Source organism: Rhizobium sp. RU35A (assembly GCF_900156005.1).
Classification (GTDB): domain Bacteria; phylum Pseudomonadota; class Alphaproteobacteria; order Rhizobiales; family Rhizobiaceae; genus Neorhizobium; species Neorhizobium straminoryzae.
The window spans coordinates 1-23,871 of record NZ_FTMR01000016.1 but is presented as its reverse complement, the minus strand read 5'-3'; the positions used below and the strand labels follow the sequence as shown (position 1 = coordinate 23,871).

Annotated in this window: 19 protein-coding genes and 1 pseudogene; 12 read left to right on the top strand and 8 right to left on the bottom strand. The window is 61.2% G+C overall.

The genetic code is table 11. From position 1 onward, the window contains the following. Nucleotides 1-20 precede the first annotated feature (20 nt). Entirely contained in the window at nt 21-842 is an 822-nt protein-coding gene (locus F3H95_RS24430; protein WP_149747893.1) for a pyruvate, water dikinase regulatory protein, read from the bottom strand. 405 nt (nt 843-1,247) lie between these two features. On the opposite strand from F3H95_RS24430, the gene hemE reads away from it, so the two are divergent. From hemE to F3H95_RS24390, 8 genes are all read left to right on the top strand, one after another. Continuing rightward, nucleotides 1,248-2,288, top strand: a complete 1,041-nt coding sequence (gene hemE / locus F3H95_RS24425) for a uroporphyrinogen decarboxylase (RefSeq protein WP_149747870.1) — start codon at nt 1,248-1,250, stop codon at nt 2,286-2,288. After that, entirely contained in the window at nt 2,278-2,820 is a 543-nt protein-coding gene (gene hemJ, locus F3H95_RS24420; protein ID WP_149747869.1) for a protoporphyrinogen oxidase HemJ, read from the top strand. The genes hemE and hemJ overlap by 11 nt, the downstream gene beginning before the upstream one ends. A gap of 168 nt (nt 2,821-2,988) precedes the next feature. Then, complete coding sequence (rho, locus tag F3H95_RS24415; RefSeq protein WP_143126006.1) at nt 2,989-4,254, top strand: transcription termination factor Rho; 1,266 nt, start codon at nt 2,989-2,991, stop codon at nt 4,252-4,254. A gap of 61 nt (nt 4,255-4,315) precedes the next feature. After that, on the top strand, nt 4,316-5,623 hold the full coding sequence (gene mnmE, locus F3H95_RS24410) for a tRNA uridine-5-carboxymethylaminomethyl(34) synthesis GTPase MnmE (protein ID WP_149747868.1): 1,308 nt from the start codon (nt 4,316-4,318) through the stop codon (nt 5,621-5,623). A 38-nt stretch (nt 5,624-5,661) separates the two neighbouring features. Continuing rightward, complete coding sequence (gene mnmG / locus F3H95_RS24405) at nt 5,662-7,536, top strand: tRNA uridine-5-carboxymethylaminomethyl(34) synthesis enzyme MnmG (protein WP_149747867.1); 1,875 nt, start codon at nt 5,662-5,664, stop codon at nt 7,534-7,536. Beyond that, on the top strand, nt 7,537-8,154 hold the full coding sequence (gene rsmG / locus F3H95_RS24400) for a 16S rRNA (guanine(527)-N(7))-methyltransferase RsmG (RefSeq protein WP_149747866.1): 618 nt from the start codon (nt 7,537-7,539) through the stop codon (nt 8,152-8,154). Nucleotides 8,155-8,173: 19 nt separating this feature from the next. Beyond that, a complete protein-coding gene (locus tag F3H95_RS24395) occupies nt 8,174-8,965 on the top strand; it encodes a ParA family protein (RefSeq protein WP_149747865.1) in 792 nt (263 codons plus the stop codon). A gap of 21 nt (nt 8,966-8,986) precedes the next feature. After that, nucleotides 8,987-9,868 carry a ParB/RepB/Spo0J family partition protein gene (locus tag F3H95_RS24390; protein WP_143126001.1) on the top strand — a complete coding sequence of 294 codons (882 nt, stop codon included), beginning with the start codon at nt 8,987-8,989 and terminating at the stop codon, nt 9,866-9,868. Between the two features lie 170 nt (nt 9,869-10,038). Here F3H95_RS24390 and holA read toward each other — a convergent pair whose 3' ends face one another. Genes holA through leuS form a run of 3 tightly spaced genes read right to left on the bottom strand, consistent with a single transcriptional unit; the run spans nt 10,039 to nt 14,233 of the window. Continuing rightward, nucleotides 10,039-11,082: a DNA polymerase III subunit delta gene (holA, locus tag F3H95_RS24385; RefSeq protein ID WP_149747864.1), complete on the bottom strand. Its 1,044-nt coding sequence runs from the start codon at nt 11,080-11,082 to the stop codon at nt 10,039-10,041. A gap of 6 nt (nt 11,083-11,088) precedes the next feature. Beyond that, nucleotides 11,089-11,610: an LPS assembly lipoprotein LptE gene (locus F3H95_RS24380; RefSeq protein WP_244618129.1), complete on the bottom strand. Its 522-nt coding sequence runs from the start codon at nt 11,608-11,610 to the stop codon at nt 11,089-11,091. Continuing rightward, nucleotides 11,600-14,233: a leucine--tRNA ligase gene (gene leuS / locus F3H95_RS24375; protein WP_149747862.1), complete on the bottom strand. Its 2,634-nt coding sequence runs from the start codon at nt 14,231-14,233 to the stop codon at nt 11,600-11,602. Before leuS ends, F3H95_RS24380 begins: the two co-directional genes overlap by 11 nt. Before the next feature lie 159 nt (nt 14,234-14,392). Between leuS and F3H95_RS24370 the strand changes: the two genes are divergently transcribed. Then, complete coding sequence (locus F3H95_RS24370) at nt 14,393-15,052, top strand: YggS family pyridoxal phosphate-dependent enzyme (protein WP_149747861.1); 660 nt, start codon at nt 14,393-14,395, stop codon at nt 15,050-15,052. 121 nt (nt 15,053-15,173) lie between these two features. Then, nucleotides 15,174-17,105 (top strand): propionyl-CoA synthetase, encoded by a 1,932-nt coding sequence (locus F3H95_RS24365; RefSeq protein ID WP_149747860.1) that lies wholly within the window; start codon nt 15,174-15,176, stop codon nt 17,103-17,105. A gap of 79 nt (nt 17,106-17,184) precedes the next feature. Here F3H95_RS24365 and F3H95_RS24360 read toward each other — a convergent pair whose 3' ends face one another. After that, on the bottom strand, nt 17,185-17,889 hold the full coding sequence (locus tag F3H95_RS24360) for a DUF1013 domain-containing protein (protein WP_143125995.1): 705 nt from the start codon (nt 17,887-17,889) through the stop codon (nt 17,185-17,187). A gap of 220 nt (nt 17,890-18,109) precedes the next feature. Between F3H95_RS24360 and acs the strand changes: the two genes are divergently transcribed. Continuing rightward, complete coding sequence (gene acs / locus F3H95_RS24355; protein WP_143125994.1) at nt 18,110-20,071, top strand: acetate--CoA ligase; 1,962 nt, start codon at nt 18,110-18,112, stop codon at nt 20,069-20,071. 131 nt (nt 20,072-20,202) lie between these two features. Here acs and F3H95_RS24350 read toward each other — a convergent pair whose 3' ends face one another. Both F3H95_RS24350 and F3H95_RS24345 read right to left on the bottom strand, forming a co-directional pair. Continuing rightward, entirely contained in the window at nt 20,203-20,667 is a 465-nt protein-coding gene (locus F3H95_RS24350) for a thermonuclease family protein (protein WP_244618128.1), read from the bottom strand. Between the two features lie 59 nt (nt 20,668-20,726). After that, nucleotides 20,727-22,349 (bottom strand): ABC-F family ATP-binding cassette domain-containing protein, encoded by a 1,623-nt coding sequence (locus F3H95_RS24345; RefSeq protein ID WP_143125989.1) that lies wholly within the window; start codon nt 22,347-22,349, stop codon nt 20,727-20,729. A 281-nt stretch (nt 22,350-22,630) separates the two neighbouring features. On the opposite strand from F3H95_RS24345, the gene F3H95_RS24340 reads away from it, so the two are divergent. Then, complete coding sequence (locus tag F3H95_RS24340) at nt 22,631-23,215, top strand: YigZ family protein (protein WP_149747859.1); 585 nt, start codon at nt 22,631-22,633, stop codon at nt 23,213-23,215. A 61-nt stretch (nt 23,216-23,276) separates the two neighbouring features. On the opposite strand, the pseudogene F3H95_RS27545 reads toward F3H95_RS24340, so the two are convergent. After that, nucleotides 23,277-23,825, bottom strand: a pseudogene (locus F3H95_RS27545) (GSCFA domain-containing protein). Nucleotides 23,826-23,871: the final 46 nt, after the last annotated feature.

Genomic DNA, 23,871 nt, shown 5'->3' with positions numbered 1-23,871 from the left:
GATCGTGATGGATGCCGGGCTTAGCGCAGCTTCGGACGCAGGGCAACGATGGCGGCAGCGGTTTCTTCTATCGAGCGGCGCGTGACATCGATGACAGGCCACTGGTTATGCGCGCAGACGGATCGCGCATATTTCAGCTCCTCACGGATGTTCGCGCGGTCTGTATAATGACTGCGGTCGAAACCGGTGACGCTGCCGAGTTCGCGATGGCCCCGCACCTGCGAAATCCGGTCGCTGGTGGCAATCAGCCCGACGATCAGCGGTTTCGTTGCCTTCAGCAGGCTGTCTGGCAGCGGAACGCCCGGTACCAGCGGCAGATTGGCAGCCTTGATGCCGCGATTGGCCAGATAGATGCAGGTCGGGGTCTTGGAGGTGCGGCTGATGCCGATCACAACCACATCCGCCTCGTCGTAGTTTTCCGGCAGCTGTCCGTCGTCATGGTCCATCGCAAAATTCAGCGCGTCGATCCGCTTGAAATATTCAGCGTTGAGCGCGTGCTGCGCACCGACCCGCCGCCGTGTCATGGTGCCGAGATAGGCCTGGAAGCTTGCCAGCACCGGCTCCAGCACATTGACGGAGGGAACTCCGATCTCCTTGCAGCGTTCCGCGACGTGGTCCGCGAGTTCCTGGTCGACGATGGTGTAGAGAACGATGCCCGGCTTTTCGTCGATCGCGTGCAGCACCGGCAGCAATTGCTGGCGATTGCGGATCAGAGGATAGACATGCTCGATGGCGAGCGCACCGCGAAACTGCGCCGCCGCGGCACGGCCGGCGGAGATCAGAGTCTCACCGGTGGAGTCAGATATCAGGTGCAGATGGAAGAAGCTTTTGCGGTTCTCCACGTTAATCTTCATCCTCTGTTCATAACCTGGGACAAACGGCACAGACGGTCCGCCCCTCGCCTGCCGGCAGGCATAACTGTCGACTTATCCACATTACCCGACGCTGTGGCCTGCTGAAATTCATGCCTGTGGGAATCGTGGAGAGATACCCGATGCCCTTGCACGGTTCGCGGCTGATCCACAGAGGATCCTGTTTTGCGGGACCCGGCAAGATCCTGATTCCATATTCTGAATCGCCCTCGTCCACATCTTTCCCCAGATGGGCATATCTTCGTCCGGCCTGAGCATCTTTGTCGCGCCATATGGGTGTGGACTGTGCAGGAGAAATGATCCCTGATAGTCACCGACTCTAAGAATCAGCAAAACAAAGATTCTGGATTTCTTTTTTTATAGGGAGGATGCCGCTTGGCTGGCGAAGGTCGCAAGGTTCTCGACGTGCTGAATGGCGCATCCCTCTCGCCTCCGCCCATCTGGCTGATGCGACAGGCCGGCCGATACCTGCCGGAATATCGCGCGACGCGGGCGAAGGCCGGCAGCTTCCTGTCGCTCTGTTATGCGCCGGATCTGGCGACCGAAGTGACGCTGCAGCCGATCCGGCGTTATGGTTTCGATGCCGCGATCCTGTTTTCCGACATCCTCGTTATTCCCGATGCCCTGAAGCGCAACGTGCATTTCGTGGAGGGCTCAGGCCCGCGCATGGATCCGATCGATGAAGCCGGCATTTCTGCGTTGGATCAGGCAGGTGTTCTCGATCACCTCGCGCCTGTGATGCAGGCGGTACGGCAAATTCGCGCCGAACTGCCGCAGGAAACGACGCTGCTTGGCTTCTGTGGCGCGCCCTGGACCGTTGCCACCTATATGATCGCCGGTCACGGCACGAGCGATCAGGCGCCGGCGCGATTGTTCGGCTATCGTCATCCGGAGGCCTTTGCCCATCTGCTCGCGGTCCTCGCCGAGCTTTCCGCCGATTATCTGGTGGGGCAGATCGATGCGGGCGCTGATGCGGTGCAGATTTTCGATTCCTGGGCCGGCGTGCTTGGCGAGGCCGAGTTCGAGGCCTATGCGATAGAGCCGGTCGCGCGCATCATTCGCTCGGTCAAGGCCCGGCGCCCGCAGGCAAAGATCATCGCCTTTGCCAAGGGCGCTGGCCTCAACCTTCGCCACTATCGCCAGAATACCGGTGCGGACATGATCGGCCTCGACTGGTCCGTGCCCTTGAGCTTTGCTGCCGAGTTGCAGAAGGACGGTCCCGTGCAGGGCAATCTCGATCCGATGCGGGTGGTAGCCGGTGGCCGTGCACTCGATGACGGCGTGGATGCCATCCTGCAGGTGCTGGGCCAGGGACCGCTGGTGTTCAATCTCGGCCATGGCATTACGCCGGAGGCCAATCCGGAACATGTGACGCAGCTGGTCAATCGGGTGCGGGGTCTGCATCATGGCGGCTGAGAAGCAGACGGATGCTTCAACCGGCCGGCGTGCGGCCCTGCGCGCCGGTGTGGCGCTGGCAGTCTTCGGTGCGATCATCTTCACTGCCTATCTGGCGCAGCCCGACAATTTCGATCGCTGGATCACGGCCTTCCATGTGATGGCGGTGATTGCCTGGATGGCCGGCCTGTTCTACATGCCGCGCCTCTTCGTCTATCACACAGATGCCCCCGTTGGATCGGTGCAGTCTGAAACCTTCAAGGTGATGGAACAGCGGCTTCTGAAGGTCATCATGAATCCGGCCATGATGATCAGCTGGATGCTCGGGCTCTATCTCGCCTGGGGCGTCTTTGGCTTCCAGGGCGGCTGGCTGCATGCCAAGATTGCACTCGTCGTGTTGCTGACGCTTACCCATATGCATCAGAGCCGCGCGGTGCGTCAGTTTGCGGCCGACGGTCCGCGGCGGAGCGCACGCTACTGGCGTATGATGAACGAAATTCCCACGGTTCTGATGATGCTGATCGTCATCCTGGTTGTCGTCAAACCGTTCTGAACCTCAAGATTTCTGGGAGCCCCCCTTGCGGCGCAGGGGGGAAGCCGCTATTTTCCTAGCACTCCTCTTTCGTGGCTTGTGAACATACCCATGTCCTCCGCGGTTTCCTGCGGCAGCGAAATCCACAGACACGCCAATTTCCCTCAAAATCCACACGGTCCCTTCTTCATGGCTGAAATGAAGCTTCAAGAACTCAAGAGCAAGTCGCCGACCGACTTGTTGACCTTTGCCGAATCGCTGGAGGTCGAAAACGCGAGCACCATGCGCAAGCAGGAATTGATGTTCGCGATTCTCAAGGTCTTGGCCAGCCAGGATGTGGAAATCATCGGCGAAGGCGTGGTGGAAGTGCTGCAGGATGGTTTCGGCTTCCTGCGCTCCGCCAATGCCAACTATCTGCCGGGGCCGGACGATATCTACATTTCGCCCTCGCAGATCCGTCGCTTCTCGCTGAAGACCGGCGACACGGTCGAAGGTCCGATCCGTGGCCCGAAGGAAGGCGAACGCTACTTCGCACTTCTCAAGGTCAACACGATCAATTTCGATGACCCGGAAAAGATCCGCCACAAGGTTCACTTCGATAACCTGACGCCGCTCTATCCGAACGAGCGCTTCAAGATGGAACTGGAGGTTCCGACCTCCAAGGATCTTTCCGCTCGGGTGATCGATCTTGTCGCACCGCTCGGCAAGGGCCAGCGTGGCCTGATCGTCGCACCGCCGCGCACTGGTAAAACGGTTCTGCTGCAGAACATCGCCCACTCCATCACGGCGAACCATCCGGAGTGCTATCTGATTGTCCTGCTGATCGATGAGCGTCCGGAAGAAGTGACGGACATGCAGCGCTCCGTGCGCGGCGAAGTCGTGTCCTCCACCTTCGACGAACCCGCCGTTCGTCACGTTCAGGTGGCCGAGATGGTCATCGAAAAAGCCAAGCGCCTTGTCGAGCATGGTCGCGACGTCGTCATTCTCCTCGATTCGATCACGCGTCTCGGTCGCGCCTACAACACCGTGGTCCCCTCCTCCGGCAAGGTCCTGACCGGCGGTGTGGATGCCAACGCCCTTCAGCGCCCGAAGCGCTTTTTCGGTGCAGCCCGTAACATCGAGGAAGGCGGCTCGCTGACTATCATTGCCACCGCGCTGATCGATACCGGCAGCCGCATGGACGAAGTGATCTTCGAAGAATTCAAGGGCACCGGTAACTCGGAAATCGTCCTGGACCGCAAGGTGGCCGACAAGCGTATCTTCCCTGCGATGGACATCCTCAAGTCCGGTACACGCAAGGAAGACCTGCTGGTGCCCCGGCAGGACCTCCAGAAGATCTTCGTTCTGCGCCGTATCCTGGCGCCGATGGGAACGACCGATGCGATCGAGTTCCTCATCGACAAGCTCAAGCAGACGAAGAACAACGGCGACTTCTTCGATTCGATGAACACCTGATCAGTAGCCGGATTCCGGTCAACCCATCCGCCGGTGGCCGGATATCGGCTGGGGCGCTTTCATGGCTGCAACCGACACCATCTTCGCTCTTTCCAGCGGTGCGACGCCTTCGGGCGTCGCTGTCGTTCGTGTCAGCGGCAAGGACGCATTTGACGCAACAGGCCGCCTTGTTGCGCTTCCAGCTGGCCGCGGCATGGTACTGCGATCGATTCGTCGCCGAAACGGTGAGCTGATTGACCGCGGTCTTGTTCTGACCTTTCCCGCTCCGCATTCCTTTACGGGAGAGAACTGCATCGAATTTCAGGTGCATGGCGGACGTGCTGTCGTTGCTGCTCTTCAGGACGAACTGCTATCCCTCGGACTGCGCGCCGCCGAAGCGGGCGAATTTACCCAGCGTGCGTTCAGCAACGGAAAACTCGACTTGGTTGAGGTCGAGGGCCTCGGGGATTTGATCTCCGCGGAAACCGAAATGCAGCGACGGCTGGCGATCGAGCAGAGTGCCGGGGGGTTGTCTGCTGCCTATCATGACTGGGCGGAACGATTGACCCGTTGCCGCGCGCTGATCGAGGCCGAGCTGGACTTCGCGGATGAGGACGATGTCCCGGGTTCCGTGTCTGACCAGGTCTGGGCGGAGGTCGCTGAAATCCAGAGCGAAATCCTGAGCCAGATTCGAGCAACGGAGAGCGCTACACGCGTCCGTGATGGTTTCAAGGTGGTGATCGCAGGTCCGCCCAATGCCGGCAAGTCGAGCTTTCTGAATGCCGTCGCGGCACGTGATGTGGCGATTGTCACCGACATTGCCGGGACCACCCGCGATGTCCTGCATGTCGATCTTGATATCGAGGGCTTTCTCGTCCGCTTCTACGACACTGCGGGCTTGCGCGAGACGGATGACGTGATCGAGCAGGAAGGGGTACGACGGGCACGGCGGGCGGTTGCTGAGGCTGACCTCGTCCTGCTGCTTTCGGAAATCGATTCTCCTCCGGAACAATCGGACGATGTGGAGTCGACAGCGCCCATTCTCGCTATCGGAACGAAGTCCGATCTCCACCCTTCGGCCAGACGGTCCTACGACGCTATGATTTCAACCTTTACCGGCGAAGGACTGGATACTGTCCGCAAGCTTGTTCTGGATCGTGTCCGGGAAAACTGGAATGCGGTAAGCTCCGTTGGCGCCGGACGTCTGCGGCATGCAGGGCATCTCCGGCGGGCTTCCCTTTTCCTGGAAGAAGGGTTATCTGGGGGACCTCTCGATCTTCGGGCGGAAAGCCTTCGTTTGGCGGCGGAAGAGATCGGTCGCATTACCGGCCGGGTCGATGTGGAAGATCTGCTTGATGTGATCTTCTCGGAATTCTGCATTGGAAAATGACTCACGTGAAACACTGCCACGGCAGTTGGTGACGGACCATGAACAGCTTTGATGTGATTGTGATCGGCGGTGGCCATGCGGGCTGCGAGGCGGCATCTGCCGCGGCGCGCATCGGCGCACGGACGGCCCTTGTTACCCACCGGCGCGACACGATTGGTGTGATGTCCTGCAATCCGGCCATCGGGGGTCTCGGCAAGGGACATCTGGTCAGGGAAATCGATGCGCTGGATGGCCTGATGGGGCGCATCGCAGATGCCGCCGGGATCCAGTTTCGCTTGCTGAACCGAAAGAAGGGACCAGCGGTCCGAGGCCCGCGCACCCAGGCAGATCGCAAGCTCTACCGCGAAGCCATGCAGACCGCGCTTTTCAATCATGCGAACCTGACGATCATCGAGGGCGACGCCTTCGATCTCACCCATGCTTCCGGTGCGGTGACGGGCGTTGTCATGAAGGATGGCAGACGCTTTCAAACTCGCGCCGTGGTGTTGACGACCGGAACTTTCCTGCGCGGGCTCATTCACATCGGTGACCGGACCACACCAGCCGGACGGGTGGGCGAAGCGCCCTCGGAAGGACTATCTGCGACCCTTACTGCGCTCGGCCTTGCGCTGGGACGCCTGAAGACGGGGACCCCCGCCCGCCTGAATGGCAAGACGATTGATTGGGACGCCATCGGGCGACAGGAAGCGGATGACGATCCGGTCCCCTTTTCCTTCATGACCGACCGGATCACGACGCGACAGATCGCCTGCGGTGTAACGCGGACCACCGACAAAACTCATCATATCATCGCGGACAACATTACCAAGTCGGCTATGTATTCGGGGCAGATCAAAGGCGTGGGTCCGCGCTATTGCCCATCGATCGAGGACAAGATCGTCCGGTTCGGCGAGCGTGATGGTCACCAGATCTTTCTGGAACCGGAAGGCCTTGACGATGACACTGTCTATCCCAACGGGATTTCAACTTCGCTTCCCGCCGAAGTTCAGGAATCCTTCATTCGAACGATCCCCGGCCTCGAAACTGTTGAGATCCTGCAGCCGGGATATGCCATCGAATATGATCATGTCGATCCACGCGAACTTGGTCTGGACCTTCAGCTGAAACGCCTCGCGGGTCTTTTCCTGGCGGGTCAGATCAATGGTACGACGGGATACGAGGAGGCCGGTGCGCAGGGCCTTGTGGCTGGTTTGAACGCCGCGCGTCTGGCCGGCGGACAGCAGGCCCATGTCTTCAGCCGTACGGACTCCTACATCGGCGTTCTCGTTGATGATCTCACGAGCCGCGGTGTGACGGAACCCTACCGCATGTTCACGTCGCGCGCCGAATATCGGCTGTCGCTGCGTGCAGACAATGCCGACATACGGTTGACGCCAGCAGGTCAGGCTCTGGGTCTGGTTGGGCCCGCGCGGTCCGATCGCTTTGATCATTATCTCGCCCGGCTGGATGCGGGACGCCTGCTGCTTCAGGAGCGGAATGTGACCCCGAAGGAAGCCGAAGCACATGGGCTTCGGCTGAATCAGGACGGGCAGCGTCGCAGTGCCTATGAGCTTCTCTCCTATCCGGAAATTGACATGAATGCGCTTCGCCGCATATGGCCTGAGCTGACTACGCTGGAGAAGCCGATTGCCGAAGCTTTGGAGATCGAAGCTGGGTACGCCGTTTACATGGCGCGGCAGCAGGCTGATATTCTCTCGGTGCGCCGCGACGAAGAGCGGATCATTCCCGATGATTTCGATTTCGATGGAATTTCCGGCCTCTCGAACGAACTGAAGCTAAAGTTGAAGCGCGCCAATCCGCGCAACCTGGCGCAAGCCGCCAAGGTTGATGGTATGACGCCTGCTGCACTGGCCTTGCTGCTTGCTCTGGTCAAGAAGGCTGGAGCCACTGCCCGCGCACTGCGAGTCTCGTAAATGGAACTGAACGGCAAACGTGTTTCACGTGAAACAATCGAGCGCCTCGAACGATTCGAGGCACTTTTTCACAAATGGGCCAAGGCCATCAATCTGGTTGCTCCTTCCACCAAGGCAGACTTCTGGCAGCGCCATATTGCTGACAGTGCGCAAATCTTTCAGTTGCATCCCCATGCCTCGACCTGGGTGGACCTTGGATCGGGCGGCGGATTCCCCGGCGTGATCACCGCCATTTTCCTGGCCGAGCTAGGTGATGGCTGGGTGCATATGGTGGAGAGCAATCAGAAAAAGGCCTCGTTTCTGCGGACGGCTCTTCTGGAAACGGGGGGGCGTGGCAGCGTTCATCCCGTTCGTATCGAGGATGCACCACGTCTGATCGAGACCTGTGACGTTCTTTCTGCCCGCGCCTTGGCAGAATTGCCGCTGCTTCTTGACTACACCTCGCCCTGGATGCTTGGCCGCGACGGAGTCAAGGCTTTCCTCCACAAAGGCCGGGATTACGCGGCTGAGGTGGAGAAAGCGCATGGTCGCTGGCAGTTCGATCTGGTACAACATGCCAGTGCTGTCGAGCGCGATTCCGTCATTTTGGAGATATCTCGGCTGCAGCCCAAGCTTTGACCTCTTCAGCAGGTGCGCCATGTACGAGACAAATCGTATTATCACCATCGCCAATCAGAAGGGTGGGGTCGGAAAGACGACCACGGCCATCAATCTGGCAACAGCGCTCGCCGCGATCGGTGAGCGTGTTCTGATTATCGATCTGGACCCGCAGGGCAATGCCAGCACCGGCCTTGGCATCGATCGCCGCGACCGCAAGATATCGTCCTTCGATGTGATGATGGGCAATCAGACGGTCAGTGATGCTGCTGTTGCGACAGCCGTTCCAAACCTGTTCATCGTCCCATCCACCATGGATTTGCTGGGGCTTGAAATGGAAATCGGCCGCGAATCGGATCGCGCCTTCCGCCTGCGGCGAGCCCTGCAGGGCGACGATGCCCGCAATTTTTCCTATATCCTGCTTGACTGCCCGCCCTCTTTCAACCTGCTGACCGTGAATGCGATGGCTGCCGCACATTCGGTGCTGGTGCCGCTGCAGTGCGAGTTTTTCGCTCTGGAAGGTCTCAGCCAGTTGCTGGAGACAGTCAACCAGGTGCGCCAGTCTGTCAATCCGGGGCTGGATATCCAGGGTATCGTGCTGACCATGTTTGATGCACGCAACAATCTGGCGCAGCAGGTGGTCAGCGATGTCAGGACCTATCTCGGCGAAAAGGTCTATCATACCCTGATCCCACGCAATGTGCGGGTGTCCGAGGCGCCGTCCTATGGCAAGCCGGCGATCCTCTATGATCTGAAATGCGCCGGCAGCCAGGCCTATCTGCAACTGGCCTCTGAAGTGATCCAGCGCGAGCGCCGCCGCAAGGCGGCCTGAATGCCGAAGGTTTAAGTGAGCATGAGTGAAGATGTTTCCAAGCGGCGCCTTGGCCGCGGTCTTGCTGCATTGATCGGTGAGATGGATCAGGTGTCTCCCGTTGGCGAGACGCCCGCCAGGTCGGTGAGTGCTGACCGACTTGTGCCGATCGAGCATGTGGTTCGAAATCCCCGCAACCCACGCAAGACTTTCGACGAAACGGAATTGCAGGATCTTTCCAGCTCGATTCGTCAGCACGGCATTGTCCAGCCTGTCGTCGTGCGTACACTGGGAACCAATTACGAAATCATCGCCGGCGAGCGCCGGTGGCGCGCCGCGCAGCTGGCTGGTCTGGTCGAGATCCCCGTCATCGTGCGTGATGTCGATGATAGGACAGCGCTTGAACTTGCAATCGTTGAAAACGTTCAGCGTTCCGATCTCAATCCGCTGGAAGAGGCGCTGGGGTATGAACAGCTGATAGCGGAACATGGCTACACACAGAACGATCTGGGCGAGATCATCGGCAAGAGCCGCAGCCATGTGGCAAACAGTCTCCGGCTGCTGAAGTTGCCGGAACCGGTTCGCGACATGTTGGCGGCGGGCGACCTGTCCGCAGGACATGCGCGGGCGCTTGTGTCCACCTCCGATCCGGCCTCGCTCGCCCGAACCATCGTGACCAAGGGGCTGTCTGTCCGCGACGCTGAACGCATGGCGCAGGCCGATATCAAGGCGCAGACCGAGCCCCGCCCCGCCTCAAGGACAGCGGAAAAGGATTCAGACACGCTGGCGCTGGAACGTACGCTGTCCGATGCGCTCGGTCTTGACGTGAAGATCAATCACAAGGGAACGGGAGGCCAGATTCGTATCGGCTATCGCACCCTGGAACAACTGGAAGATGTTTGCCGGCTTCTCGAGCGGCGGTAATCGCGCTTCCATCGATCAACTGCACATGAATGACGGCCGTGGCGGTTCCTTTCGCTGCGGCCGTTTTACGTGGTGTCAGCGCGTGAATCCCTCCGTCAGCCCAATCCGCCCTGAGGACACTGAGTCAGTGGTGTGCGTCGCGGGATTACGTTTCAACAGCAGGCGAGATCTTATTGACGAGCGGCCCGTGCCGATTGCAGCGCGGTGGCCATGAGAGTCTGGAAGGCGATGGTGTCTTCGAGAACCTGCTTCTGGCGCGATTGAAGCACCGCGACATGCAGCCGGTTCGTTTCGCGGCTGATGGTCTCGGCGGACCAGTTGCGCAGCGCTTTCTCGAAAAGCGGTTTGCGCTTGAAGTGGATATGACGGCCCGCGGTCTGCATGATCTGTGCGGCCGGCGTTCGCTTCTCGTCCATTTCGGCGCGCATGACGTCGAGCAATTGGAACTGACGCAGACAGGATTGAAGCACCAGGAAAACCGGCGTTTTCGAGGTCACGATTTTCTGGATCGCGCGATGCAGGCCGGGCAGATCGCCCCTGAGCACACAGTCCACGGCGTCATCCGTCGAGATTGCGCTCGCATCGCCGATGATCTCCTGGACGTGATGTTCCTCGATCGCGGTTTCGCCGCGGCAATAAAGCGCAAGCTTGCGCACCTCGTTGCGGGATGCGACGCGGTCGCCGCCGAGAACTTCAAGCAGCGCCTGTCGGGCATCGGAAGAAATCCGTAAGCCCTCCGCTTCCAGCTCGCGATCAATAAGAAGATTCAAGGACTTGGCATCATCGGCATAGCAGGGAACTGCAACTGCAAGCTTTGCCGGCTCACAAATCTTGCGCAGGATATTTGTCTTCTTGAGGTCGCCGGCTTCGATGATCAGGATGCTGTCTGGTTCCCGCCCGGAAACCAGCACCTGCAGGCCTTCCGCCAGGGGCTTCTCATTGCCGCTCCCCCGCACCCAGACCAGCTTGGTCCCGCCGAACAGGCCAATTGCATTCACCTCGTCCACGAGGCGGCCGGGATCACCCTGGAGATCCGAGAGATCGAGACGCGTGAAGGAGAAGGGATCGTCCAGCTTCACGCCGGCGCGTGCCGCCAGTTCAGCGGCCCGTTCCGAAACAAGGCCACGATCCGGACCATAAATCAGGAAGATCCGGTAGAGTTCTGTAGCCTTGGGAAGCAACCGGTCGAATTCATGGGCCTTGATTTCCGCCATCTTGCATCAGCGACCGAGCGTGGCGGCGATATCGGCACGGATGAATTCGGCCAGTTCGCGTCCGGCCCGGTCTTCTGCGTCACGATAGGCGCGCAGCTTGGCAAATTGCTGGTTGCCGATGTCGACCAGCGAGGTGACAGAGCGCGTCGCCGTCTTCAGCACCTTTCCATCGCCGATGTGCGAAAGCGTATAGGTCGCACTCACCGTCACGCGACCGGGCGTCAGGCCGACAGACACGCTGTCGTCAATGATGTCGGCGCGGGCCGACGTCACATTCATCGTCAGCTGGTAGTCGGCCTTGGCTGGCTCCCCTGCCCCACCGGAGGTCAGGAAGATCAGCTGGTTGCGGACCACCTGCTCCACCCGATCATCGGCCGGCGAGATCTTGATGGCGGCCAGCTTTGCGGGTGTTCCACCGGCGGAGGAGTAAAGCGGCCTGACCTGGCAAGCCGCCAGCGTCGCGCAGGCAAGAAGCACAAGAGCCGTTTGGCTGGCACGGCGAAGTGCTGGCGAGCGTTCAAACAACAATGTTGATGATCCTCTGTGGGACGATGATGATCTTCTTCGGCGGGTTGCCGGCAAGCGCTGCCTGAACCGCCTCGAGCTGCAGGACCGCCTGCTGGATGGCATTCTGGTCCGCATCGCGGGCAATTGTCAATTCGGCGCGCTTCTTGCCGTTGATCTGCACCGGAAGCAACACTTCATTGTCGGCCACAAGCGCCGGATCGAAGACCGGCCAGGCGGCTTCCGCCACCATGCCGGCATTGCCGAGCACCGTCCAGCATTCCTCCGCCAGATGCGGCGTCATCGGTGCGATGATCTGCGTCAGGATTTGGGCGGCATCGCGCACCGCAGCCACCAGCGTCGTGTCCTGGCCGCCCGCAGCAACCTGGGTCAGCGGATTTGCCAGCGCATTCACCAATTCGTAGATGCGCGCCACGGCCTTGTTGAAGGCGAGCTTGTCGAAGTCGCCCTGCACTGCCTGCAACGTCTTGTGCGCCGCCTGGGAAATGGCCAGCGCCGGGCCTTCCTTGGCAGGTACCGCCTCGACCTTCACCAGTTCCGGCGCGGCTTCGGAAATCAGGCGCCAGACGCGCTGCACGAACCGGTGCGCGCCTTCCACGCCGGCTTCCGACCAGATCACGTCGCGATCCGGCGGCGAATCCGAGAGAACGAAGAAGCGTGCGGTATCGGCGCCGTAGGAGGCAATGATGTCGTCCGGATCCACCACGTTCTTTTTCGACTTCGACATCTTCTCGATGGAGCCGATCGCGACCTCTTCGCCCGACGAAAGCATGTACGCCTTTCGCGCGCCGTCGATTTCCTCGATGCGAATTTCGGCCGGTGCCACCCACTGGCCGTTCTGGCCTTCGCCGAGCCTGTAGGTCTCATGCACCACCATGCCCTGGGTGAAAAGGCCTTTGAAGGGCTCCTTCAGGCCGACATGACCAGTCTCGCGCATGGCGCGGGTGAAGAAGCGGGAATAGAGCAGATGCAGGATCGCGTGCTCGATGCCACCGATATACTGGTCCACCGGTAGCCAATGATCGGCAACCTTGGGATCGGTCGGGTTGTTTTCCCAAGGCGCGGTGAAACGGGCGAAGTACCAGCTGGAATCCACGAAGGTATCCATGGTGTCCGTTTCACGGCGCGCATCCTTGCCGCAGCAGGGGCAGGCCACATTGCGCCAGGTCGGATGCCGGTCGAGCGGATTGCCGGGAATGTCGAAAGTCACGTCATCCGGCAGCTTCACCGGCAGATCCTGCTTCGGCACCGGCACCACGCCGCAGTCATCGCAGTGGATGACCGGGATCGGGCAACCCCAGTAGCGCTGGCGGGAAATGCCCCAGTCGCGCAGGCGGAAGTTCACCTTGCGGGCCGCCTGCGGCGCATTGCCGAGCGTCTGCCCGGTCAGCATGTCGGCCACCGTCTGGAAGGCGGCATCGGTGGAGAGGCCGTTGAGGAAGCGCGAATTGATCATCACGCCGTCGCCGTCATAGGCTTCCGTGCCGACGGTAAAGCTTGCCGCATCGCCACCTTCCGGCATCACGACGGGCACGACCGGCAGATCGTATTTGCGGGCGAAGTCGAGGTCGCGCTGGTCACCGGAGGGGCAGCCGAAAATGGCACCCGTGCCGTAATCCATCAGCACGAAATTGGCGATGAAGACCGGCAGTTCCCAGGCGGGGTCCAGCGGATGCTTGACGGTCAGCCCGGTGTTGAAGCCCTTTTTCTCGGCAGTTTCGAGGGCGGCGAGCGAGGTGCCCTGGCGACGGCACTCCTCGCAGAATTCCTGCACGTCCGCATTGCCGGCGGCGAGCGCCTTGGCCACGGGATGATCTGCGGAAATGGCGAGGAACGAGGCGCCGAACAGCGTGTCGGGGCGGGTCGTATAGACTTCGATCTCGCTGCAGTCAGCGGCGGCGCGGCTCGTGTCGCTCAGCTCCCAGCGAATGGTCAGGCCTTCCGAGCGGCCGATCCAGTTCTTCTGCATCAGCCGGACCTTTTCCGGCCACTGGTCGAGGGTGTCGAGCGCGTCGAGCAGATCCTCGGCAAAGTCGGTGATCTTGAAGAACCACTGCGTCAGCTCGCGCTGTTCCACCAGCGCGCCGGAACGCCAGCCGCGGCCGTCGATCACCTGTTCGTTGGCCAGAACCGTCTGGTCGACCGGGTCCCAGTTGACCTTGGACTGCTTGCGATAGACCAGGCCCTTTTCCATCATGTCGAGGAACAGGTGCTGCTGGCGGTGGTAATAATCGACATCGCAGGTGGCGAATTCGCGCGACCAGTCGAGCGACAGACCCATGGACTTCAGCTGGGCGCGCATGGTGGCGATGTTCTGGTAGGTCCAGTCCTTGGGGTGCACCTTGTTTTGCATGGCGGCGTTTTCCGCCGGCATTCCGAAGGCGTCCCAGCCCATGGGATGCAGCACGTTATAGCCGCGGGCGCGCTTGTAGCGCGCCACGACATCGCCCATGGCATAGTTGCGCACATGGCCCATGTGAATGCGCCCCGAGGGATAGGGGAACATCTCGAGCACGTAATATTTGTCGCGCGTATCGCTGTTGTCGGTCTCGAAGGTCTTTGCCTCGGACCAGTTCTTCTGCCAGCGGGGTTCGGCATCCCGCGGATTGTAACGTTCGCTCGCCATGTCGATGAAATTCCGGGTACGACTAAGATGGGGTGACCTTCACCACGAATGGCAGGAAGCGTCAAGTTTTCGAGGCTGTTGCGGCAAATTTCCGTTGCAAAGGCTTGGCAGGCCGGCACGCTAAGGCTATCGCCGAGGCAGGCAACAAGGAGACGGGTCATGAGTGTCGAGGAACGCCTGGCGGAGGTTCGCCGGAAGATTGCGGCGGCGGAGCAGGATGCGGGCCGGCCCGTCGGCAGCGCGACTCTCGTCGCCGTCTCCAAAACCTTCGAGGCCGATGCCATCCGGCCCGTGATCGAGAGCGGCCAGCGGATTTTCGGCGAAAACCGCGTCCAGGAAAGCGAGGCCAAGTGGCCGGCGCTGAAGGCGGAGACGCCGGGTCTCGAACTGCACCTCATCGGCCCGCTGCAATCCAACAAGGCGGCCAATGCGGTGGCCCTCTTCGACGTCATCGAGACGATCGACCGCGAGAAGATCGCACGCGCCGTGGCGGACGAGATGGCGCGGCAGGGACGCAGCCTGCGGCTCTATGTGCAGGTCAATATCGGCATGGAACCGCAAAAGGCCGGCATCGAGCCGAAGCAGACGGTGGATTTCGTCCGCTTCTGCCGCGCGGACCTTGGGCTCGCCATCGAGGGGCTGATGTGCATTCCGCCGGCGGACGGCAATCCTGGTCCCTATTTCGCGCTGCTTGCCAAGCTTGCCACAGAATGCGGTGTCGAGAAGCTGTCGATGGGCATGTCCGGCGATTTCGAGACGGCGGTCGCTTTTGGCGCGACCAGCGTTCGCGTCGGCTCGGCCATCTTTGGCCATCGCTGATCCATGCTTGACGAAGGGCAAGAGCATCCACCGATCTAACCCTTTCGTCGGGCTTTCCGGTTTCACAACCACCTCCTAAAATTTGCGCCACGGAAAAGGGCGCAAATGGTGGGAGGATCAGATGCACAGCCGGTACCGCGCGGTCTATCAGCAATGGCAGGACAATCCGGAGGCCTTCTGGGCGGAGGCGGCGAAGGCCGTCCACTGGTTCACGCCGCCGGACAGGATCTTCGATCCCGATCAGGGCGTTTATGGCCGCTGGTTCGCCGGCGGGGAGACCAATACCTGCTACAACTGCATCGACCGCCACATCGCCGAGGGCCGCGGGGCAGAGCGGGCCTTGATCTTCGACAGCGTGATGACTGGCGAAAAGCGCGTCTACAGCTATGACGACATGCTGGTGGAGGTGCAGGCGATTGCCGCCGTGCTCGCCAATCTGGGCGTCGGCAAGGGGGATCGCGTCATCATCTATATGCCGATGGTGGCCGAAGCGGTGTTTTCCATGCTTGCCTGCGCTCGGCTCGGCGCCATCCATTCGGTGGTGTTCGGCGGTTTTGCGGCGCACGAACTGGCGACCCGCATCGATGATTCCGAAGCCAAGCTGGTGATCAGCGCCAGTTGCGGGCTGGAGCCCGGTCGCGTCGTGCCCTACAAGCCGCTGCTCGATCAGGCGATCGACATGGCGCGGGTGAAGCCGCAGGCCTGCCTCGTGCTACAGCGCGACCAGCTGCATGCGCCCCTTCGTTACGAACATGGCGACGTCGATTTCGGCCAGGCGGTTGAGGCCGAACGGGTCAAGGGCACCCAGGTGCCGTGCGTGCCGGTGGCCGCCACCGATCCGCTCTATATCCTCTACACGTCCGGCACCACCGGCCAGCCGAAGGGCGTGATCCGCGACAATGGCGGCCACATGGTGGCGCTTGCCTGGACCATGCGCAACATCTACGGCGTCTCTCCCGGCGAGACCTTCTGGGCCGCCTCCGATATCGGCTGGGTGGTCGGCCATTCCTACATCGTCTATGCGCCGCTGCTTGCCGGCAGTGCCACCGTCGTCTTCGAGGGCAAGCCCGTGGGAACACCGGATTCGTCGGTCTTCTGGCGTGTCATCGAGGAGCATGACGTCAAGGTGCTGTTCACAGCGCCGACCGCGTTTCGCGCCATCCGGCGCGACGATCCTGATGGCGACCTGATCTATCGCCATGACCTGTCCGGCCTTCGGGCGCTGTTTCTCGCCGGCGAGCGAGCCGATCCGGAAACGCTGAAATGGGCCGAGCGCATGCTGAAGGTGCCGGTGGTGGACCACTGGTGGCAGACGGAAACCGGCTGGGCGATTGCCGGCAATCCGGCGGGGCTCGGTCTTTTGCCGGCGAAATACGGCTCCGCCACCATGCCGATGCCCGGCCATGCCGTGGAGGTGCTGGACGATGCCGGCCATCCGGTGCCGGCCGGAACACTGGGCAATATCGTTATCCGCCTGCCGCTGCCGCCTGGTTGCCTCGTCAGCTTCTGGCGCGCCGACCAGCGCTTTCGCAGCGTCTGCCTTGAGGAATTTCCTGGCTATTACAAGACGGCCGATGCCGGTCTGGTGGACGAGGATGGCTATGTCTTCGTGATGGCGCGCACCGACGACATCATCAATTGCGCCGGCCACCGGCTCTCCACCGGCGCGATGGAGGAGGTCTGTGCCATGCATCCTGATGTCGCCGAATGCGCCGTGATCGGCGTGGCGGACCAGTTGAAGGGCCAGATCCCCTGCGGCTTTCTCGTGCTGAAGAACCGGGTGGAGCGGGATCATGCCCTGATCAGCAAGGAGATCGTTGATCTCGTCCGCCAGGAGATCGGGCCGGTCGCGGCCTTCCGCACCGTGATGATCGTCAAGCGCCTGCCGAAGACGCGCTCCGGCAAGATCCTGCGCGGCACCATGCAGAAGATGGCTGACGGATTGCCGTGGAAGATGCCGGCGACCATCGACGATCCGGCGATCCTCGATGAAATCGGCGAGATTCTGGCCGATCACGGTTACAGCTGCAATCGCCAGGCGCTGCGCGCCTGAGCTTGCTCAAGGCTCGCCACCCAGCAAAAAAGCCGGCTGAGCGCCGGCTTTTCAGAAACGATCAGGACGCCTCCGCCGCTCAGTAGCGATCGTCCTCGTCTTCGTCGTCGCGACGGGTGGATTTCAGCGAGGAGAGCTTGGCGAACACGGCATCCGCGTCGATTTCCTTCTCCTCTTCGCGCTCGTAGCGATAGCCGAGGTTCTCGGTTTCGGCGGCCGCCTGCAGCGTGGCGCCCAGCTCGGCTGCCGTTGGCAGCGGACGGTTCTTGGCCGCGCGTTCGACTTCGAGGTCGAGATCGATCTGGCTGCAGAGGCCAAGCGTGACCGGGTCCATCGGCGTCAGGTTGGTGGAGTTCCAGTGGGTGCGCTCGCGGATCTGCTCGATGGTCGACTTCGTCGTGCCGACCAGACGCGAGATCTGGGCATCCTTCAGTTCCGGATGGTTGCGCACCAGCCAGAGAATAGCGTTCGGGCGGTCCTGGCGCTTGGAAACCGGCGTGTAGCGCGGGCCCCGGCGCTTCGATTCCGGCACGCGAACCTTGGGTTCAGCGAGCTTCAGCTTATAGTTCACATCCCTTTCACCGCGGGCGATTTCATCGCGCGACAGCTGGCCCGTGGCGATGGGATCGAGGCCCTTGATGCCCTGCGCGGCTTCCCCATCGGCAATCGCCTTCACTTCCAGCGGGTGCAGTTTGCAGAACTGGGCGATCTGATCGAAGGACAGGGCCGTGTTATCGACGAGCCAGACTGCCGTCGCCTTCGGCATGAGCAATGTTTGAGCCATGGATATGATCCTTCTATCGTCCGCGCCGGTGTCGCGGGCCGTGGGCTGTCACCACAATTTCCGGGAATTCCGCGCTCTATAACCGCAATTTGCAGAAATTGCAATTGTTCAGGCGCCATGACCCTTTGTCTAATTGCCGCCATCGCGACAGCTGATAAGAATTGCATAACGGGACCGCCGAAGCGTTTGCGCAAGGCGGCGGAGCATGAGGAGGATGTCAATGTCGGAGAAAGTCTACCCGGTTCAGAAACAGGTGAAGGCGCGCGCGCTCATCGATCGGGAGAAGTATCTGAAATGGTACGAGGAAAGCGTCGAAAACCCGGACAAGTTCTGGGGCAAGCACGGCAAGCGCATCGACTGGTTCAAGCCCTATACCAAGGTCAAGAACACCTCGTTCAAGGGCAAGGTGTCGATCAAGTGGTTCGAGGACGGACTGACCAATGTGTCCTACAACTGCATCGACCGGCACCTGAAGACGCATGGTGAACGCACCGCGATCATCTGGGAAGGTGACAACCCCTATATCGACAAGAAGATCACCTATAACCAGCTCTACGATCAGGTCTGCCGTCTCGCCAACGTGCTGAAGAAACACGGCGTCAAGAAGGGCGACCGGGTCACCATCTACATGCCGATGATCCCGGAAGCGGCCTATGCCATGCTGGCCTGCGCCCGCATCGGCGCGGTCCATTCCGTCGTGTTCGGCGGCTTCTCGCCGGAGGCGCTGGCGGGGCGCATCGTTGACTGCCAGTCGACCTTCGTGATCACCTGCGATGAGGGTGTGCGCGGCGGCAAGCCGGTGCCGCTCAAGGAAAACACCGACAAGGCGATCCACATTGCGGCGCGCCAGTATGTCACGGTCAACAATGTTCTCGTCGTGCGCCGCACCGGCGGCAAGACCAACTGGGCACCGGGCCGCGACCTCTGGTACCATCAGGAAATTGCGAGCGTGAAGGGCCATTGCGAGCCGGTGAAGATGAAGGCGGAAGATCCGCTGTTCATCCTTTACACCTCCGGCTCCACCGGCAAGCCGAAGGGCGTGCTGCACACCACCGGCGGCTATCTCGTCTATGCCGCGATGACCCATGAATATGTCTTCGATTATCACGACGGTGACATCTACTGGTGCACGGCCGATGTCGGCTGGGTGACCGGTCACTCCTACATCGTCTATGGCCCGCTCGCCAATTGCGCGACGACGCTGATGTTCGAGGGCGTCCCGAACTTCCCCGACCAGGGCCGGTTCTGGGAGGTGGTCGACAAGCACAAGGTCAACATCTTCTACACTGCCCCGACCGCGATCCGCTCGTTGATGGGCGCCGGCGACGAGTTCGTCACCCGCTCCTCGCGTTCCAGCCTTCGCCTGCTCGGCACGGTTGGCGAGCCGATCAACCCGGAAGCCTGGGAATGGTATTACAACGTGGTCGGCGACAAGCGCTGCGCCGTGGTCGATACCTGGTGGCAGACGGAAACCGGCGGCCACATGATTACCCCGCTACCGGGCGCGACCGATCTGAAGCCCGGTTCCGCCACCCTGCCCTTCTTCGGCATCAAGCCGCAGCTGGTCGACAACGAGGGCAATGTGCTGGAAGGGGCCGCCGACGGCAATCTCTGCATCACCGACAGCTGGCCCGGCCAGATGCGCACGGTCTATGGCGATCACGAACGCTTCATCCAGACGTACTTCTCCACCTACAAGGGGAAATATTTCACCGGCGATGGCTGCCGGCGCGACGAGGACGGCTATTACTGGATCACCGGCCGCGTGGACGACGTTCTGAACGTGTCCGGCCACCGTCTCGGCACGGCGGAAGTGGAATCCGCGCTCGTCTCGCACCACCTCGTCTCCGAAGCGGCCGTCGTCGGTTACCCGCATTCGATCAAGGGCCAGGGCATCTACTGCTATGTCACCCTGATGGAAGGCAATGAGGGCACCGAGGCGCTGCGTCAGGAACTGGTCAAGCACGTGCGTCAGGAAATCGGGCCGATTGCGGCTCCCGACAAGATCCAGTTCGCCCCCGGTCTGCCCAAAACCCGTTCGGGAAAAATCATGCGCCGCATCCTGCGCAAGATCGCCGAGGACGATTTCGGCGCGCTGGGCGACACCTCGACGCTTGCCGATCCCGCTGTCGTGGACGATCTGATTGCCAACCGGCAGAACAAGACGCCGGCTGCCGCCTGACGCATGCATTTGTCCGGGAGACGCGGAAACCGCTTTCCCGGACAGAACCCGGAACTGAGGAAACTCAGGGTCTGTCCCGTTCCCATGGAACCCGGCAGACCCGACCGGGGCGCGGCTGCCCCTTCTGTCGGTTAATGGTCCTCACAGAGGTCGTTCTTGCGGCCCTTGCCGGAATAGCGGGCGGCGAGGCCCGCAGCCATCATTTCGCGGGCCGGATCGCGCCCGTCTTCGAGCGACACATCGGCGACGATGCGGCCGAAATATTTGTCTGCGGCAATTTGCGTCAGTCTGACCTGCGGCGATCGGGCCGCAAGGTCCTCCAGAAGACGCTTGGCCTCCTGCGCCGCTTCGCGCCCCTTCGCGCAGTGCGCGCGAAGTTCCGGCGTATCGATGCCGCGCAACCGCACGAAAACCTCGATGGTCTGCTGCGGCCAGGGCCGCGCCATCACCAGAAGTGTGTCGCCATCCACCACCCGCACCACATCCGCCAGAACGGGCCCCTCGATGAGGGTTTCCGCATGAGCTGTCGCCTGCGGCAGCAAAGCCATCAGCAGGGCGGCAAAAGAGATCGGCAGTGGGCGGGTGTGAAAAAGCATATAAGGAAAATATTCCTTATATGCTGGGTTCGTCAATAGGAATTATAGCCTATGACATCTTACAGATGCAGGCCTGGCGCTTCGTATCCCGTCCGTTCGACATATTCGAGATAGCCTCCGCCATACTGGTGGATGCCCTCGGGCGTCAGTTCCAGCACGCGGTTGGAGAGCGCGCCGAGGAAATGGCGATCGTGGCTGACGAACAGCATCGTGCCCTCGAAGCTGGACAGCGCCTTGATCAGCATTTCCTTGGTGTCGAGATCGAGATGGTTGGTGGGCTCGTCCAGCACCAGGAAATTGGGTGGATCGAACAGCATGGCGGCCATGACCAGCCGCGCCTTTTCGCCGCCGGAAAGCACGCGGCAACGCTTCTCGATATCATCCCCCGAAAAGCCGAAGCAGCCGGACAGCGCCCGCAGCGGCGCCTGCCCGGCCTTCGGGAAACGCTCTTCCAGCCATTGCAGAATGGTCGCGTCTCCATCCAGAACATCCATTGCATGCTGGGCAAAATAGCCGAGCTTGACGCTGGCGCCGAGCGCCACCGTCCCCTGGTCCGGCTCCGTCGCGCCGGTCACCAGCTTCAGCAGCGTGGATTTGCCGGCGCCATTGATCCCCATGATGCACCAGCGCTCGCGCCGGCGGATCATGAAATCCAGCCCCTCGTAGATCCGCCTGGACCCATAGGTCTTGTGCACGTTCTTCAGGCTCACGACGTCTTCGCCGGACCGCGGTGCCGGTAGGAAATCGAAGGCCACTGTCTGGCGGCGGCGCGGCGGCTCCACGCGATCGATCTTGTCGAGTTTCTTCACGCGGCTCTGCACCTGCGCCGCATGCGAGGCACGTGCCTTGAAGCGCTCGATGAACTTGATTTCCTTGGCAAGCATCGCCTGCTGGCGCTCGAACTGTGCCTGCTGCTGCTTCTCATTCTGCTCGCGCTGGCGTTCGTAGAAGCCGTAATCGCCGGAATAGGTGTTGAGCTGCCCGGCATCGATCTCGATGATCTTGTTGACGATGCGGTTCATGAACTCGCGGTCGTGCGAGGTCATCAACAGCGCGCCGTCATAGGTCTTCAGGAAGTTTTCCAGCCAGATCAGGCTTTCGAGGTCCAGATGGTTGCTCGGCTCGTCCAGCAGCATCACGTCCGGGCGCATCAGCAGGATGCGGGCCAGCGCCACGCGCATCTTCCAGCCGCCGGAGAGTTTTGCCACATCGCCGTCCATCATCTCCTGGCTGAAGGACAGGCCGGCCAGCACTTCGCGGGCCCGGCCTTCAAGGCCGTACCCGTCCAGTTCCTCATAGCGGGCCTGCACCTCGCCATAGCGCTCGATGATGGCGTCCATCTCGTCCATCCGGTCCGGATCGGACATGGCGGTTTCCAGCGCATGCAGTTCGGCGGCCACGATGCTGACCGGCCCTGCCCCGTCCATCACCTCCGCCACGGCAGAGCGTCCGGCCATTTCGCCGACATCCTGGTTGAAATAGCCGATGGAGACATTCTTCTCGACGGCCACCTGTCCTTCGTCCGGCAATTCCTCGCCGGTGATCATGCGAAAGAGGGTGGTCTTGCCCGCGCCGTTCGGGCCGACAAGGCCAATCTTTTCGCCCCGGTTGAGGGCGGCGGAGGCTTCGACGTAAAGAAGCCGGTGGCTGTTCTGTTTGGAGATGTTTTCGATGCGGATCATGATCGGGCGCCAGACGGAGAATTGCGCGCCTTATGGCATGTGCCGGACGGTTTGTCTCCCATCCGCGTGAAAAGCGCCGGCAGGGGCCAGCCCGCCCCCGGCACGGCCGCGATCGGAAAATGAAAGCGCCGTTCTGTTTCGTCTCCGGGGCGGCCCCTTCCGTCGTCCCCTCTCCGGCAGGTCAGACCGGCGTTTGGGCCCGAACGCACCGTGATCCGGTTTGGGGCCTGCAGTTTGTAAAACCCCTGCCCATCCGGAGGCGAGACGTGTAAAAAACCTGCATGTACCGGATTCTCGCCCCCGTCACCCAGTCACAGGAGATCAAGCGCAGCCGCTTTGTCGCGGTTGCGGCACCGATTGCGGATGAGGCCGAGGCCCGTGCCTTCCTCGCCGCGCAAGCGGTGCCGGAGGCCAATCACAATTGCTTTGCCTGGCGGCTTGGCCAAAACTATCGCTTCAGCGATGACGGCGAGCCGAGCGGTACGGCGGGCAAGCCGATCCTGCAGGCGATCGACGGGCAGCAGCTGGATGGCGTGATCGTGCTCGTGACCCGCTGGTTCGGCGGCACGCTGCTCGGCAGCGGCGGCCTTGTCCGCGCCTATGGCGGCACCGCCGCGCTGTGTCTCCAGGCTGCCGAAAAACGCCGTTCTGTTGCGACGCAGGAGGTTGCGATCGCCCTCCCCTTTGGAGATCTTGCCCTGGTGAAGGCCCGTCTATCGGCGCTTGACGATGTGACTGTCGCACGTGAAACCTTTACCGCCGAGGGCGCCATTCTCTCGGTGCAACTGCCGGAGGGTGATGCTGCGGATATCCTGGCGCTGGTGACGGATCTCTCCTGTGGCCGGGTTCGCATTGCTGCTCCGTGACGTTCGGCAAGCCGGCAACCGGCACCTGAGGGGCGGTGGCCGGGTCGCGTCGAGACATGGATCAGGGGCAGCAGAAATGCCGCTCGAACGTGTTCATGATGAAGTCGATCACCTCGGCTCTCGGGTGACGGTTATCAGCTTCGAAGGGATCGGCGAAGAAATCCTTCACGATCTCATAGGACGGAAAATAATGGAGGCGGCTGTCCGTGCTTTCGCGGATCATTTCGTCGACCGCCGAGCGCAGGATGCTCTTAGACACCGAATTGGCGGTCAGGCAGGAGATCGGCCGGAACGTCGCCATTAGGGGAATGGGCGACACGGTGAAGACGATCCTTGCCTGGGGCTTCGCCTTATGAATGACGGCGCAAATGCGGCGCAGATTGTCCAGATTTTCCTAATGCGTGGAGACCCGAAACCCATGGATTTCCTCATCAAAAAGATCGGCCGGCACCGCACGCCACAGGGCATCGCCTGAACGCTTGTCATACCAGATCTCGGACAGGCCAAGGGTAATAATGAACACATCGGTGGCGTGGATGATCTGGCGGGTCGCATCCTGAATGACCTTGCCCCGTTGAACTAATCCATTTTGAAGTAAGCTCTGGCCCATTGAGAGGACCAGAGGATGAAACGCAACCGTTTCACAGACGAACAGA

Coding starts and splice junctions, on each gene's coding strand:
- holA (WP_149747864.1), bottom strand. CDS start 11,082: ATGGCGGAAATCAAGGCCCATGAATTCGACCGGTTGCTTCCCAAGGCT.
- mnmG (WP_149747867.1), top strand. CDS start 5,662: ATGAACAGCTTTGATGTGATTGTGATCGGCGGTGGCCATGCGGGCTGC.
- F3H95_RS24365 (WP_149747860.1), top strand. CDS start 15,174: ATGCACAGCCGGTACCGCGCGGTCTATCAGCAATGGCAGGACAATCCG.
- F3H95_RS24395 (WP_149747865.1), top strand. CDS start 8,174: ATGTACGAGACAAATCGTATTATCACCATCGCCAATCAGAAGGGTGGG.
- F3H95_RS24345 (WP_143125989.1), bottom strand. CDS start 22,349: ATGATCCGCATCGAAAACATCTCCAAACAGAACAGCCACCGGCTTCTT.
- leuS (WP_149747862.1), bottom strand. CDS start 14,233: ATGGCGAGCGAACGTTACAATCCGCGGGATGCCGAACCCCGCTGGCAG.
- F3H95_RS24360 (WP_143125995.1), bottom strand. CDS start 17,889: ATGGCTCAAACATTGCTCATGCCGAAGGCGACGGCAGTCTGGCTCGTC.
- F3H95_RS24350 (WP_244618128.1), bottom strand. CDS start 20,667: ATGCTTTTTCACACCCGCCCACTGCCGATCTCTTTTGCCGCCCTGCTG.
- F3H95_RS24390 (WP_143126001.1), top strand. CDS start 8,987: ATGAGTGAAGATGTTTCCAAGCGGCGCCTTGGCCGCGGTCTTGCTGCA.
- F3H95_RS24340 (WP_149747859.1), top strand. CDS start 22,631: ATGTACCGGATTCTCGCCCCCGTCACCCAGTCACAGGAGATCAAGCGC.
- acs (WP_143125994.1), top strand. CDS start 18,110: ATGTCGGAGAAAGTCTACCCGGTTCAGAAACAGGTGAAGGCGCGCGCG.
- rsmG (WP_149747866.1), top strand. CDS start 7,537: ATGGAACTGAACGGCAAACGTGTTTCACGTGAAACAATCGAGCGCCTC.
- rho (WP_143126006.1), top strand. CDS start 2,989: ATGGCTGAAATGAAGCTTCAAGAACTCAAGAGCAAGTCGCCGACCGAC.
- F3H95_RS24370 (WP_149747861.1), top strand. CDS start 14,393: ATGAGTGTCGAGGAACGCCTGGCGGAGGTTCGCCGGAAGATTGCGGCG.
- hemJ (WP_149747869.1), top strand. CDS start 2,278: ATGGCGGCTGAGAAGCAGACGGATGCTTCAACCGGCCGGCGTGCGGCC.
- mnmE (WP_149747868.1), top strand. CDS start 4,316: ATGGCTGCAACCGACACCATCTTCGCTCTTTCCAGCGGTGCGACGCCT.